Genomic DNA, 14,253 nt, shown 5'->3' with positions numbered 1-14,253 from the left:
CGGCGTCACGTCACCGCCTCCATCGGAAGGGCCGGGACGATCCTGAGCAGTTGTTCAGGTCCGAGCGGACCGACCTGTCCTGCCACCGCGACGGCGAGGCTTCGACGGACCGGCGGGACTCCCCGCAGGGCCGGTCACGACGTCGGCTTCTCCTCCGGTCCGGCATCGGCGGGATCCGACCCGGCCTCCTCGGGCTCGGACGGTGGGTGCCAGCGGGCGACCAGGCGGCGCGCGGCCCTGGCCTCGTCGAGCCGCCGCACCGGGGCGGTCACCGGAGCCTCGCGCAGCGGCCCCGCGTCCGTCTCGGCCTCGGCGGCCAGCTCGAGCAGGGTGTCGGCGAAGGCGTCCAAGGTCTCTACGCTCTCCGTCTCGGTCGGCTCGACCATCAGCGCCTCGTCGACGATGAGCGGGAAGTACACCGTGGGCGGGTGGTAGCCGCGGTCGATGAGCGCCTTGGCCAGGTCCAGGGCACGCGCGCCCTGCGCCTTCTGCCTGCGCGCCGACAGCACGAACTCGTGCATCACCGGCCTGGTCGCATAGCCCGGCTCGAAGGCAGAGGAGAGCCGCTCGAGCAGGTAGTTGGCGTTGAGCACGGCCCGCTCAGCCACCTGGCGGAGCCCGTCGCCGCCGTTGGCGAGCAGGTACGCGTAGGCGCGCACGATGATGCCGAAGTTGCCGTTCCAGCCGTGCACGCGCCCGATCGAGCGAGGCCGGTCGTGGTCCCACCGGAAGCCGTCGCCGTCGCGGGCCACGACCGGGCTTGGCAGGAAGTCGGTGAGGTGCTCGGCGACCACGAGCGGGCCCGCACCCGGCCCGCCGCCGCCGTGCGGAGTTGCAAACGTCTTGTGGAGGTTGAGGTGGACGACGTCGAACCCCATGTCGCCCGGCCGGACCTTGCCCAGGATCGCGTTGAAGTTGGCGCCGTCGTAGTAGAGCTGGCCGCCGGCACCGTGCACCAGCTCGGCGACCCGGGCGATGTCGCGCTCGAACAGGCCGAGGGTGTTCGGGTTGGTGATCATGAACGCGGCCACGTCAGTGTCCAGGACGGCCTCGAGCGCGTCGAGGTCGACCAGCCCCTCGGCACTCGACGCGACCGTGGTGACGTCGAAGCCGGCCATGCGGACCGAGGCCGGGTTGGTGCCGTGGGCGCTGTCCGGGATGACCACCCGGCGCCGGGGGTCGCCGTTGGCCTCGTGGTGGGCGCGTATGACGAGCAGGCCGGTGAGCTCGCCATGAGCGCCCGCGGCGGGCTGGAACGTGGCCCCGGCCAGGCCGGTCAGCTCGCAGAGGGCGTGCTCGAGCCGGGCCAGCACCTCCAGCGCGCCCTGGACCTGCTCGGCCGGCTGGGCGGGGTGGAGGCGGGCGAACCCGGGCAGGTTCGCGACGGCTTCGGCAACCTTCGGGTTGTACTTCATGGTGCACGAGCCCAGGGGGTAGAAGCCGAGGTCGATCGCGAAGTTGCGGTGGGCAAGGCGGGTGTAGTGGCGCACGAGGTCGCGCTCGGACACCTCGGGCAGGCGCACCGGCCCGGTGCGGCGCGCGCCGGCCGGCAGCGCCCGGTCGAGGTCGACCTCGGGCAGGCCGGCGCCGTCCGGGAACGACGACGCGCGCCGGCCGGCCGCCGACCGCTCGAACACGAGCAGCTCGGCCTGGCCCGTCCCGCCGGTCCCTCCTGGTCCCGAGATCCCCGCCGCCCACGTGGGCGCCTCGAACGGCACCCGACCACGGGCGCCCCGCTCCATCGGCCCGCCGCTCATCGACGCTCCTCCTTCTCACCCTCGGCGCCGGGTCGACCCACCCACTTCTCGCCCCCGACGTCGGGGTGACTCACCCACTTCTCGCCCTCGACGAGGAGTCGACCCACCAACTCCTCACCCTTCGCGCCGGGTCGACCCACCCCGGAGGTGCGGCGCTCAGCGTGCTCCCCTCCGGCCCCCGCAGCGCCCGCTCCAGTGGCCTTGCCCTGCTTGCCGGCGAGCCCGGCGAGCACCTCGCCCATGGCGTCGGCGAGCCGGTCCACGTCGGCCTTGGAGCGCCGCTCGGTCACGGCGACGAGCAGGCCGTCCTCGAGCCCGGGGACCAGGCCGGCGAGCGGCAGACCGGCGAGCAGCCCGCGGTCGGCCAGCCGGCGGCACACCTCGGCCGGGTCGGCGGGCAGGCGTACCACGAACTCCTTGAAGAAGGGCTGGTCGGGGAAGGCGAGGCGGGCACCGGGCAGGGCCGCGAGCCGGTCGGCTGCGTAGCGGGCCGCCCGCAGGCAGAGCCGGCCGAGCTCGTCCAGGCCCTGCGGGCCGAGCCAGCTCAGATAGACCGCGGCCGCGATCGCGTTCAGGGTCTGGTTGGTGCAGATGTTGCTCGTGGCCTTCTCGCGCCGGATGTGCTGCTCGCGGGCCTGCAGGGTCAGCACGAAGCCGCGCCGGCCGTCGCTGTCGACGGTCTCGCCCACGAGCCGGCCGGGCAGCCGGCGAACGTCAGCAGCCGAGCAGGCCAGGAAGCCGAATGCAGGGCCGCCGAAGCTGGGGTGGTTGCCCAGCGCCTGCCCTTCGCCCACCACGATGTCCGCGCCGAGCCGGCCGGGCGGCTCCAGGAGGCCGGCGGCGAGCGGGTCGAAGGTGACGACGAGACGGGCCCCGGCCGCGTGGGCGACCTCCGCGGCGGCGGCCACGTCCTCGATCACGCCGAGGAAGTTGGGCTGTGCCACGACCAGGGCGGCGGTCCCGCTCCCGGCCTTGCCGCGAGCCTCCTCGAGATCGGTGTGGCCGTCCAGGGTGCCGACCTCGACCAGCTTGATGTCGAGGCCCCGGCCGTAGGTCTCGAGCAGCTCGCGCACCCTGGGCGAGACCGCGCCGCTGACCAGGAGCTCGTGCCGCCTGGTGGCCGCGACCGCCATCATGGCCGCCTCGGCCACCGCCGAGGCGCCGTCGTACAGGCTGGCGTTGGAGACCTCCAGGCCGGTCAGCTCGCTGATGAGGGTCTGGTACTCGAAGAGGGCCTGGAGCACGCCCTGGCTCGCCTCGGGCTGGTAGGGGGTGTAGGAGGTGGCGAACTCCCCGCGTCCGGCCAGGTACCAGACCACCGCGGGCACGTAGTGGTCATAGACCCCGGCGCCCAGGAAGCAGGTCAGCTCGTCGAGGTGGCGGTTGCGGGCGGCCAGCCGGGCCAGCTCGGCGGTCACCTCCTGCTCGGCGTGCGGGCGGGGCAGGTCCAGGCCGGCGGGGGCGCGGAGCGCCGCCGGGATCGGCCCGAACAGCTCCTCGACGTCCTCGAGGCCGAGCGCCTCGAGCATCCGGCGCACCTCAGTGTCGGTATGGGGTTGGTAGCTCAACCGCTCCCCTCCTCACGTCCACCGGACCGGGCCAGGGGGCCACGTCCGGACAGCGGGACGAATTAGCGACATAGTGATCCAGCGACTTCTTTCTCCATCGACAAATCGATGAGCCGTCGCCGTCGTGCGGCGACAGCCTCGAGGCCGCGGCGGACCCGCGAACCGTCCGGAACGGGCGGCCGGGCCGGGACCGCCTGATTGAACACCGCCGTCGTGGGTGCCGCAACGCCACCGACAGTCCCATGGCCCGCGTCGCAGACGCCGAACCCTGGCCGGGTGGTGCCGGTACCAGGGCTTCCAAGGTGCGCTCGTGGGTGCCGAGCTGCTCCCAGCGCCGCTGGCCGGGTGCTGCAGGTGCCCGGGCGTCTCCACGACCAGGTGGCCGGGCGGCGCCTCCCACCCGGATGCTGGCCGGGCCGTCGTCGGTGGCGACCTGCAGGTCGACCCTGGCGAGGGCGCCTGACACGTCCAGGCGCCCGGACGGGCCGAGCCTCAGCCGCGGGACCTGCTGGAGCGGGCGGTGGCCCGGGTCGGCATCGGCTCCCCGGACGCCTGCGCCACCGGGTCGAGGTCCTCCAGCGGGAGCTGGCCGGGGCGGGAGGACGCCCGCTCGTCGGCGGGGAGGTGGGCGACGTCGCCCTCGGTGTCGGTCCACACGCGGCCGACGGCGATGCCGAACACCGCCTGCCCGTTCGACAGGACGTCGATCACCTCCTCGCCCGAGTGGCAGGCGTAGATGCGCTCGCCGTCGGAGATCAGGGTGACGTCCGAGAGCGGCCTGCCGGCCGACTCGCGGCGCAGATAGCCGATGGCATCGCGGATCTTCTGCAGGGAGATCCCGGCGTCGAGCAGGCGCTTGATCACGCGTAGCTCGACCAGATCCTCGAAGCTGTAGAGCCGGTGGGTGCCCGACCCGTCGGCCGCGCGCACCGACGGCGTGACCAGGCCGGTCCTGGCCCAGTAGTCGAGCTGGCGGTAGGTGATGCCGACCAGCTTGTAGACCGTGGTGCCACGGTAGCCTGGGCTTGCCGCCTCCGGGGAAGAGCGATCAGCCATCCTCACCCTCCTGCGGCGACAGCGCGAACTACAACGGTGTAAGGGACCAGCCTAGAGATCGCAGAACCGGGCGTCAACGACCCCCGAGCGACAGCGGGCGACCAGGTGGGTGGATGGGAGGAAGGGAGGAAGGGGGCGAGGTCTACTCGAAGTCCTCCGGACTGACCTGGTCGAGGAACTCGCGGAACTTCTTGACCTCGCGCTCCTCGTCGTCGCTCTCCTTGATCAGGATGGACGCCTCGCTGAGGACGCCCTCCTCGGCGTAGATGGGAGTGTTGGCCCGGACGGCCAGCGCGATAGCGTCGCTGGGCCGGCTCGACACCGAGTACTTCGACCCGTTCTGGCGCAGCTCGATGGTGGCGTAGAAGGTGCCTTCCTTGAGCTCGGTGATCACGACCCGCTCGATCGAGACGACGAGCTCGTCGAGCAGGTTTTTCAGGAGGTCGTGGGTGAGCGGGCGCGCGGTGGCGACCCCTTGGAGCGCGAACGCAATGGCCGTCGCCTCGACGTTGCCGATCCAGATCGGCAGGAAGCGCTCGCCGTCGCGTTCCTTGAGCAGCACGATGGGCGTCTGGGTGGGAAGCTCGATCCGGACGCCGACGAGGGTCAGCTCGACCAAAGCGAAACCCCCTCGAGCGTCGAAGGTTCTTGCGCCCGGCCGGGCGCCTGCCAGCAATCAGAGGCTATCAGACGCCCCTCCCACGCGCGACAAGACGATCGCCTGCGGCCGGCCGTGCCAGGTCGAGCCGTCATGCCGCCCTCGGGGCCAGAAACGGGTCGATCACCCCGGTCGCGGCGCCGGCCGGCACCGGGCCGGGCCGGAAGCCCTCCCCCCCACCGGCCGGGACGGGCGCGGGCGCGCCGTCGAGGGGGCGCAGGGGCAGCGGGGCGAGCAGGGTCCCGCCCGCGGCCAGCCACATCCGTGGCGGAGCGCCCGCACGGGGCCCCGGCCGGACCGGCGCGGGCACGGCGACGACCCGGCCGAGCAGGTCCCGGCGGACCAGGGCGTCCACGTCGGCCGCGACCTGCCAGCGGGCGGCATCTGCGCCGGTCCGCACCGTGACCGCCTGGCCGCGGGCGGTCAGCCTGACCCGGACCAGGGCGTTGAAGCCGTACTCGAACAGGGCCTGCACGTCGGTGAAGGCGTTGGGCGAGCCCAGGGCGACCGCGACCAGCCGGCGGCCGCCGCGGCTGGCGGATGCGACCAGGCAGCGGCGGGCCAGGTTGGTGAACCCGGTCTTGCCTCCCTCGGTCCACCGGTAGGTGAACAGAAGCTGGTTGCGGTTGGGGAAGCGCCGGGACGGACCAGCCCCCGGGATGGCGGCCCGACGGGTGCCGGCCAGGGCCCGGAAGTCGGCCCGACGCATGGCCACTTCCCAGAGCCGGGCCAGGTCACGGGCGCTGGTGTGGTGGCCCGGCCGGTCGAGGCCGTGTGGGGTCACGAAGCGGGTGGCCGTGAGGCCCAGCGCGGCGGCCCGCTGGTTCATGCGGCGGGCGAATGCCGCCTGGGAGCCGTCCACCGCCTCGGCCAGCGCAGCGGCAGCGTCGTTGGCGCTCTTCAGCATGAGGGCGAGCAGGAGCTGGCGGACGGTCAGGCGCTCCCCGACGCGGAGCCTGAGCGACTCCCCGCCGACCGCCACCGGCCCGGGCCCGATCACCACCACCCGGCTCTGCGGCAGGCGCTCCAGGGTGAGCAGAGCGGTCATGACCTTGGTGGTCGAGGCCATCGGGCGCGGCCGGGCCGCCGCCCGCTCCAGCAGCACCTGTCCGGTCTCCTGGTCGGCCAGGATGAAGGCGCGGGCGCGGATCTTGGGCAGGGCCACCGGTCCTGGCGGAGCTCCTGCCGCATCGACCGGCCGGGGGACCGACGGGCCGGCCACGGCATCCGGCGCGAGCGGCGCCGGCCCGGCGCCTACGGCCACCACGACCAGGAGCGCGACAAGCGCGGGCCGCCACCGCCGCACGGAGCCGCCGGTCACCGCACGGAGCCGGGAGCCGCCGGTCACCGCACGGAGCCGCCGGTCACCGGCGCCCCTCCGAGCCACCAGCGGCTGTCGCGACGCCCACCCAGGTCACCAGCCGCCCCCTCCGAGCCACACCGGCCGTCAGGGCGCCCACCCGGGTCACCAGCCAGCGGGCCTCCGAGCCACCGGCCGTCGCGACGCCCACCCGGGTCACCGGGGGCCTCCGGGCCACCACCGGCTGTCGCGTCGTCGACCCAGGTCACCGGCGGTGCTCCGTGGCCTCGGCAAAGGTCCCGATCGCGGTTCGCAGGGTGACGTCCCGCATGCGGCTCCCGAGGTCGGCGAGGCTTTCGAGCATCTCGCGGGCCCTGGCCCGCGCCTCCGGGTTGCGCTGGCGGACCAGCGGGGCCACGACCTGCTCGAACAGGGCCGCCTCACGCTCGGCGAACGTCTTGTACATCCGCAGGTGGCGGGCTTCCAGCCCATACTCGGCCAGGTCGCGGGCGAGCCGCAGGACCACCAGGTCGTCACCGCCGTACCAGCTGCCGCGCTCGGTCGAGCCTCTGGCCGCGATGAGGCCGAACGCCTCCAGCTCGGCGAGCTGGTCGGCGGTGGTGCCCGCGGCCCGGCACAGCTCGTCCCGGCTGAACTGGGCGTCGGAGGGCGGCGCGTTCGACAGCAGGCCGCCCCCGGCGGTTGCCGGCCCAGGGCGCTCGGCGAGGGCGTGCCGTGGTAGCGCGCCCGGCTCCCCTGCGGCGCCAGCGAGTGTCCGGGCTGCCCGCGACCCGGCCTCGCGCGCTGCAGGAGAGCGGGCCTCGTGCGCTGCAGGAGAGCGGGCCTCGCGCGCTGCGGGCGGGGAGGTCGGGTCGGCCGGCGGACCGCCTCCGGCGTGCAGCTCCCCGACCGACTCGAGGTCGGCCAGCCGCTGGCGGATCACCCGTAGCGGCAGGTACTGGTCGCGCTGGGCGCGCAGGACGAAGCGGAGCCGGGCCACGTCGTCCTCGGAGAACTTGCGGTAGCCAGACGCCGACCGGTCGGGCCGGATGAGGCCGGCGCCCTCGAGGAAGCGGATCTTGGACACGGTGATGTCGGGGAACTCCGGCTTGAGGACCGCGAGGACCTCACCGATGCTCATCGTGCCGGGCGGCGCCACCGACTGCCTGTCCCGGGCCGACCCGCCGCGTGCTCCCGTTCCCCCTCCGGGGGACGGAGCGGCTGCCTCGCGCTCGACCGGGTCGACCATCACACCTACCCGGCTCCACCGGCCCCTGGCCGGCTCCCCGCGAAGAACACGAGCTTGAACTTGCCGATCTGCAGCTCGTCCCCGCCGACCAGATCTCCGTCCTCGACCCGCTCGCGGTTCAGGTAGGTGCCGTTGAGCGAGCCGACGTCGTGCACGGTGAAGCCGGTCGGGGCACGGCGGATCTCCGCATGCCGGCGGGAGACCGTGATGTCGTCCAGGAAGATGTCGCTCTCGGGGTGCCGGCCGGCGGTCACCACCTGCTTGTCGAGCAGGAAGCGGCTGCCGGCGTTCGGGCCACGGCGCACCACCAGCATGGCCGTGCCCTCCCGCAGCTCCTCGACCGGGGCGGCGACCTCTTCCTCGACCTCAGCTTCGAGGTCCTGTGCGGCCAGGCTGATCGTGGTCGTCGAGTCGTCGGCGGCTGCCACCAGCGCGGCGCCACAATTCGCGCAGAAGTGGGCGCCTTCCGGGTTCTTGTGACCGCACTGGGTGCAGAACATTCCGCCCTCCGGGCTTCGGGTCGATGTCGATGTGGACGCTGACTGTAGAGGACCGGTTGAAACAGGGTCAACGTAAACGGGCTGGTCGGACGTGCGCCAACCCGGGCCGGCGCGAGCCGCCAGAACCCTCGACCTCGAGGTAGCGCGCCTAGCTTTCTGCCACCAGTTCACGATACGCGTCGACATCCATCAGCTCGTCGGCCTGGCTGGCGTCGGTCATCTCGATCACGACGAGCCAGCCCTGGCCATAGGGGTCGGAATTGATGATCTCAGGGCTCTTGTCCAGCTCCTCGTTGCGCTCGACGATCGTCCCGGTCACCGGGCTGAAGAGGTCGGAGACCGACTTCGTCGACTCGACCTCGCCGAACGGCTCCCCGCCGGTGACCGCGGTGCCCACCGGCGGGACGTCGACGTAGACGATGTCGCCGAGGGCGTCCTGGGCATAGTGGGTGATCCCGACGGTGGCGCGGTTGCCGTCGACCCGCATCCACTCGTGCTCCCTGGTGTACTTCAGATCGTCTGGGTACATTCGACTCTCCTGTCTGCCTCGCCCCGTGGCGACGTCCGGGCCGGGCTCTCCGGCTCCGGGCTCTCCGGCTCCCGGCTCCCGGGAGCCGGACGAGCCGCCCGCGCCGGGGCGTAGCCAAGCACAGCCGTCGCCGTCGTGCCAGAGATGTCCACAGCCATCGAGCCGCCGCGCTAGGGGCGCGGGAGCGTGGTCGGAGGGCCGTCGGGCTTCTTCGTGCCCCGGCGGACCACCTTGCTCCACGGGATGTAGTTGGAGACGAATGTGTCCTTGCGCACGACCCGTCCGCTCTGGGTGACGGTACGGTGGACGGTCACGTCGAAGCCGGAGGACCCCTGACTCTCCACGACCTCGGTGCCCTCGGGCAGGGTCGGGTCGTCCTCGTACCTCGTCTGCGGGGCCCGGAAGTTGTACGGGCTCGAGGTGCTGTGGGTGACCTTGTACCCCCGCGACGTCGAGTACAGCGTGACCTTCAGGGTCGCCGGAGTCGCTTTGGCCGTGATGTAGATCCCGTACGGCGAGTCGTTGCGGAACTTGAGGTCGGTGCCCGGCCAGTTGAGGGTCGCGTCGCGCCCCATGGGGTAGTGGCTGATGTGCAGACTGTGGTTGCGGCGCTCGACCACGGGAAGGCCCGCGAAGAAGACCGCGTTGAACACGGTCGTCCCGGCCTGGCAGACGCCGCCGCCGATCCCGTCCACGATCTCCCCGTTGCGGATGACGTGGGCGGTGCGGTAGCCCTTGCTCGGGGTGCGCTGGCCGGTGGCGCCGTTCATCGAGAACACCTGGTCGGGCAGGACGAGGCTGCCGTTCACTGCCGCGGCGATCAGCGAGATGTTGTGCACGCGCGGGGCGTCGCCCGCATTGAACGTGGTCGTGTAGGAGGAGATGACCTCCTTCACCCCGAGTGCCCTGGCCTCGGCGGTGGTCAGCGCGGGCGCGCTGGTGCGGACGGGCAGCGCGGCCCGGCGGTCGGCTCCGACCCGGCCCCCCGCGGCCAGCACCGCCGCCGCGGCCTGGCCCGGGTCCACGACGCTGCCGTCGACCGCCGGGACCACGGCGATGCGCTCGCCGGCCGGGCGGAACGCGGCATCGCGAGGCACGGCGTAGGCGAAGCGGGCCTTCTGGCGGAGCAGCGCGTCGAGCCCTCGCGGGTCGAGGCTGAGCACCAGGCGACCGCGGTCGACGCGGGTCCGCACGCGCGGGCCCAGGTCGGCCGGCAGGAGCCGGGCCTGCCGGCCCGCAGCGGTCACCACCACCGGAGCTGACAGCAGGTCGCGGGCCTGCTTCGCGGCCGCATCGGCAGCAGCCGGGCCGACGGTCGGCTGCTGCTCGGTCACGGGCAGGCTGATCTCGTTCACGGTGGGACGGGCGGCCGCGGCCGCGAGCACCCGCACCGCGCCGGCCCGGTCGACCGCCTGGCCCGGGATCCCGGGCACGAGCCGGACCTGGGCCGCGACCACGAGGAGCCTGGGCTCGGTGGTCGGGCGGCGGACCTGGCGGTCGGCCCTGGCCACCACCCGGTCGAACGCGCTGGTGTCCAGACGCGTCCGCCAGGGCAGCTCCACGCCCGAGAGCCAGGTCCGCAGCCGGTCGGGGTCGGCAGGGCCGGCGCGGCCGACGGCCAGGGCGGCCTCCACGCTCGCGTCGAGGTCGAGGCGGAGTCCCGTCTCCGACCGTGGCAGCTCGAGGCTTGCCGTGTCAGCCCGGACGGTCACCTGCTGTGCTTCCACAGTGTGAGCGCTCGCGGCCAACCGCGCGCGGGCCTGCGCGCGGTGCAGGCCGGACAGGTCGATGCCGGAGACCCGCACCCCGCGCCGGACCCTCCCAGCCGCCAGCGCGGTGTCGACCCCGACCAGGGTGAGCACGAGGACGACGGCGAGGATGGCGGCCAGCAGCGACCGGGGCAGTCCGAGCAGGCGCAGGCGCTTGCCCGGCTCGACCGGGCTGCTGGCCGGCTCCGGTCCCCCCTGCCTGCTGGCCAGCTCCGGTCCCCCTCGCGGCCGGGCCTGCAGCTCCGCCTTCTCCTCTGCCGGCCCTGTGGTCGGCCGGTCGACGACGTCGATGGTGGCTCCTCACTTTCTGCCGCTGCGTGCGACGGCCGCGGGCCGTGACCAGCCTCGACCGATCCAGACAGGCCAGCTTACGTCCCCGGGGGGACAAAGGGGGAACCGGCACGCCCGGTCGCGCTGTCAGCCGGGCTGCGCTGTCAAGGGTGTGCGCGAGCGTACGGCCGGGCGACCACACGGGCGACACGCTCGGGTCACGGCAAGGCAACGATCCCCCGGCTTGCCGGAGCACCGCCCGCTCAGTCCCCGCCGAACACCCGCTTGATCAGCGCCTCGTACCGGTCGGCGAGAGCGGTCGCCGCCGCCGGGGTGCCGGCCTCCGCCCACAGGTGGGTGACCGGCTCGGTGACGTCGGGGAGCAGCAGTGCCCAGTCGTCGTCGGGGCCGCCATCCCGCTCGCCGAGCTGGCCGGGATGGAACACCTTGATGCCGTCGACGTCCTGGGTGCGATGGCCCTTGGCGGCCTCGACGACCTGGCGCATGACCGCCCCCTTCTGCTCCCACGGGGTCGGCACCCGGCGGCGGACGACGTTCGACTCGGGGAGGGCGGCCACCGCCCCGGCCAGGCTCACCTCCTGGGTGGCCAGCAGCTCGAGCAGCTTGCCGAACGACATCAGCGCGTCGTAGGCGGGGTGCAGGGCCGGGAACACGTAGCCGCCGCCCTGCGCGCCGGCGAACACCACCCCGTCGCGCTGGGACGCCCGCATGATGGCGCTGGCGGTCAGCTTCGTCCCCATCACCTCGCAGCCGCGCTCGGCCGCGAGCTCCGCCGCCCGCCGCGTGGTCGACACCGGCAGCGCGATGGTCCCCCGCTGCTCGGACCGGACGATCAGGTCGACGTAGAGGAGCAGCGCCCGGTCGTGGGGGACGACCTGGCCGCGCGAGTCGACCAGGGTGAGCCGCTCCCCGACCGTGTCGAAGCGCACGCCCAGGTCGGCCCCGGAGGCCGTCACCAGGCGGGCCAGCCGGTCCAGGTCCTCCCTGAGCTGCTCTGCCGAGGGGGACACCCGCTCCTCGTCGAGCTTGCCTCCGACCAGCAGCGAGTCCAGGCCGAAGCGGGGCAGCAGCCAGGGCAGCACGAGCGAGCAGGTCCCGCCGCCGGCGTCGATCACCACCTTGAAGCGGCGGTGGCGCACCGCCTGGGCGTCGATGCAGTCGATCAGGGCGGCCGTGTAGTGCTCGATCGCGCGCGGGGGGTAGCGCAGCTCGCCCATCTCGCAGCCGAAGGCGCGACGGAACTCCTCCCGGTTGTAGGTCCGCTCGACCTTGCGCCTCGAGCCGTCGTCGAGGTCGCTGCCGTCGTCGCCGAACACGGCGATCTCGATCGCCTGGCTGTCCCGGGGCGAGGTACGCACGTACATGCCACCGGAAGCGCCCGCCCGGGTGGAGGAGAACCGCACCGCCGGGGCCGGGGCCAGCTCGAGGTCGTCGCAGTCGACCCCGGTGGTGTTCAGCCCGGCCACCAGGACGCGCTTGAGCGCCCGCGACACCCGGCTGGCGTCGCGGGCGAGCGTCACCCTCGATCCCTTCTTGAGGGTGGAGCCGAACGCCATCGCGAGCCTGAGTGCGAGCTCGGGCGTCACGTCGATGTTGGCCAGGCCGGCCACGCCGTGCTCGGAGAACAGGGTGCGCGCGCCCCGGCCCTCCCAGATGATCGACTTGGTGACGACCGCGCCCGGCTCGACCGTCTTGAACGGGTACACCTTGACGCCAGGTCGCAGGATCGCGCCGGGGCCGATGTTGGCGTTGTCTCCCACCACCACGCCTTCCTCGACCTGCCCACCCCGCTTGACGTCGGCGCTGCGGCCCACGACGCAGCCGCGGAGATGGGCGCCCGGCCCGATGTAGGCGTTGTCCTGGACGATGGCCCGGTGCAGGAAGGCGTTCTCCTTGACGACGACGTTGGCGCCGACGACGGTGTACTCGCGCAGAGTGGCCCCGTTCTCCACCTTGGCGAAGTCACCGATCAGGACCGGGGCGCGCAGCAGGGCGTCCGGGTCGACCTCGGCTCCCTCGCCGAGCCACACCCCGGGCCGGACCTGGAACCCGCGTACGTCGACCTGCACCTTGCCGTCCAGGATGTCCTCGTGGGCGCGGCGGTAGGCGTCCAGGTTGCCGACGTCCTCCCAGTAGCCCTCTGCCACGCAGGCGTACAGGGGCGCCCCCGCCGCGAGCAGCTTGGGAAAGACGTCGGCGGCGAAGTCAGCCGGGACGTCCTCGGGGATGTAGTCGAACACCTCGGGCTCGAGCACGTAGATGCCGGTGTTGATGGTGTCGGAGAACACCTGTCCCCAGTGCGGCTTCTCGAGGAAGCGCTCGATGCGGCCGTCCTCGGTGGCGATGACGATGCCGAACTCGAGCGGGTCCTCGACCCGCTTGGTGACCACGGTGCCCAGCGCCCCCGAGCGGCGGTGGAAGGCAGCCACTTCGTCCAGGCCGATGTCGGTCAGGGCGTCGCCCGAGATGACCGTGAACGTCTCCTGGAGCTGCTCGGCGGCGTTCCTGACGCTGCCTGCGGTGCCCAGCGGGCGCGGCTCGGTCGCGTACGTCAGGTCGACGTCCATGTCGGAGCCGTCGCCGAAGTAGTTGCGGACCTGGCTGGCCAGGAACTGCACCGTGACCACGATTTCCTTGACGCCGTGGTTGCGGACGTGCCGGACGATGTGCTCCATAATCGGCCGGTTGGCCAGCGGCAGCATCGGCTTGGGTTGGTTGGCGGTGAGCGGACGAAGACGGGTGCCCTCGCCACCAGCCATGATCACGGCCTTCATGGGGCGGCCTCCTTGCTGCCTGTGGAGCTGCGTGCGCTCCCGCTGGCCAGGATGGGTCGCGGGCCGCCGCGCCTGACCGCGGCGCCGTTGGGACGGCAAAGCCCCGGCGCCTTCAGGCTGGGCTACGCGCTGGCGCGCGACGCTCGCAGCCTTTCAAGGGCCATTCTGACGTAGACCGCCCCGGCCACGTAGTAGAGGACGACGCCGGCCCACAGCAACGCCAGCCCGATGACGTGCGCGGCCGGGGCGATGGCCAGGCCGGTCTCGCCGACGACGAGGATCGGCAGCGCGAGCATCAGGACGAACGTTGCCGCCTTGCCCACCCAGACGACGTCGGGTGGGCGCACCCCCCGCTTGGAGAGCAGCGGGAACCCGCCCAGCAGGAAGACGTCCCGACCGACCAGCAGGGCAACCGCCGGCCAGGGCAGCACCCCGCGGGCGACCAGGGCGATGGCCACCGACGCGATCAGCAAGCGGTCCGCCAGCGGGTCGAGCAGCTGCCCGAGCCGGGAGACCTGGCCGGTGCGCCTGGCCAGCCAGCCGTCCACCCAGTCGGTGGAGCCCACCAGGGCGGTGAGCCAGAGTCCGGTGCCGTAGCGGCCGGTGGCCAGCAGCCACGCGCACACCGGCATGAGCAGCAGCCGGGCGAACGAGATCGCGTTCGGCACAGTGACGATCGCCGTGGACGGCCGGTGGTCGGCACCGCCCCGCGAAGCCGCGCCCTCAGCCGCGGGCGGGGAGCCGGGCCCGCCCACGGCCCCCGTGCCAGTCCCGGTCGCCCCGCCAGTCCAGGGCGCGCCGG

Annotated in this window: 12 protein-coding genes; 1 reads left to right on the top strand and 11 read right to left on the bottom strand. The window is 73.2% G+C overall.

Features of this window, described 5'->3' with window-relative positions:
* Positions 1-134 precede the first annotated feature (134 nt).
* Together gcvPB and gcvPA are read right to left on the bottom strand one after the other, a co-directional pair.
* Positions 135-1,757 carry an aminomethyl-transferring glycine dehydrogenase subunit GcvPB gene (gcvPB, locus tag VG276_03755; protein ID HEV8648518.1) on the bottom strand — a complete coding sequence of 541 codons (1,623 nt, stop codon included), beginning with the start codon at positions 1,755-1,757 and terminating at the stop codon, positions 135-137.
* Positions 1,754-3,325: an aminomethyl-transferring glycine dehydrogenase subunit GcvPA gene (gene gcvPA / locus VG276_03750; GenBank protein HEV8648517.1), complete on the bottom strand. Its 1,572-nt coding sequence runs from the start codon at positions 3,323-3,325 to the stop codon at positions 1,754-1,756. Before gcvPA ends, gcvPB begins: the two co-directional genes overlap by 4 nt.
* A 310-nt stretch (positions 3,326-3,635) precedes the next feature.
* Between gcvPA and VG276_03745 the strand changes: the two genes are divergently transcribed.
* Positions 3,636-3,788: a hypothetical protein gene (locus VG276_03745; protein HEV8648516.1), complete on the top strand. Its 153-nt coding sequence runs from the start codon at positions 3,636-3,638 to the stop codon at positions 3,786-3,788.
* 29 nt (positions 3,789-3,817) lie between these two features.
* On the opposite strand, the gene VG276_03740 is transcribed toward VG276_03745, so the two are convergent.
* The 9 genes from VG276_03740 to VG276_03700 all read right to left on the bottom strand — a co-directional run.
* A complete protein-coding gene (locus tag VG276_03740) occupies positions 3,818-4,381 on the bottom strand; it encodes a MerR family transcriptional regulator (protein HEV8648515.1) in 564 nt (187 codons plus the stop codon).
* A gap of 142 nt (positions 4,382-4,523) precedes the next feature.
* Positions 4,524-5,000 (bottom strand): bifunctional nuclease family protein, encoded by a 477-nt coding sequence (locus VG276_03735; protein HEV8648514.1) that lies wholly within the window; start codon positions 4,998-5,000, stop codon positions 4,524-4,526.
* Between the two features lie 130 nt (positions 5,001-5,130).
* Positions 5,131-6,387, bottom strand: coding sequence for a D-alanyl-D-alanine carboxypeptidase family protein (locus VG276_03730; GenBank protein HEV8648513.1), 1,257 nt, complete (start codon positions 6,385-6,387; stop codon positions 5,131-5,133).
* Between the two features lie 217 nt (positions 6,388-6,604).
* Complete coding sequence (locus VG276_03725) at positions 6,605-7,480, bottom strand: MerR family transcriptional regulator (GenBank protein ID HEV8648512.1); 876 nt, start codon at positions 7,478-7,480, stop codon at positions 6,605-6,607.
* A 113-nt stretch (positions 7,481-7,593) separates the two neighbouring features.
* The gene (locus VG276_03720) at positions 7,594-8,088 is read right to left on the bottom strand and encodes an FHA domain-containing protein (GenBank protein HEV8648511.1); all 495 of its coding nucleotides are present in this window, start codon (positions 8,086-8,088) and stop codon (positions 7,594-7,596) included.
* 148 nt (positions 8,089-8,236) lie between these two features.
* On the bottom strand, positions 8,237-8,617 hold the full coding sequence (gene gcvH, locus VG276_03715) for a glycine cleavage system protein GcvH (protein HEV8648510.1): 381 nt from the start codon (positions 8,615-8,617) through the stop codon (positions 8,237-8,239).
* A gap of 170 nt (positions 8,618-8,787) precedes the next feature.
* A complete protein-coding gene (locus VG276_03710) occupies positions 8,788-10,479 on the bottom strand; it encodes a VanW family protein (GenBank protein HEV8648509.1) in 1,692 nt (563 codons plus the stop codon).
* A 440-nt stretch (positions 10,480-10,919) separates the two neighbouring features.
* Positions 10,920-13,451, bottom strand: coding sequence for a sugar phosphate nucleotidyltransferase (locus VG276_03705; GenBank protein ID HEV8648508.1), 2,532 nt, complete (start codon positions 13,449-13,451; stop codon positions 10,920-10,922).
* A 122-nt stretch (positions 13,452-13,573) separates the two neighbouring features.
* Positions 13,574-14,253 (bottom strand): CDP-alcohol phosphatidyltransferase family protein (locus tag VG276_03700; protein ID HEV8648507.1); only part of this gene is annotated, 680 nt, incomplete at its 5' end.

The sequence above is a fragment of the Actinomycetes bacterium genome, assembly GCA_036000965.1.
Classification (GTDB): domain Bacteria; phylum Actinomycetota; class CALGFH01; order CALGFH01; family CALGFH01; genus DASYUT01.
This window is presented reverse-complemented; position numbering and strand designations above follow the sequence as displayed.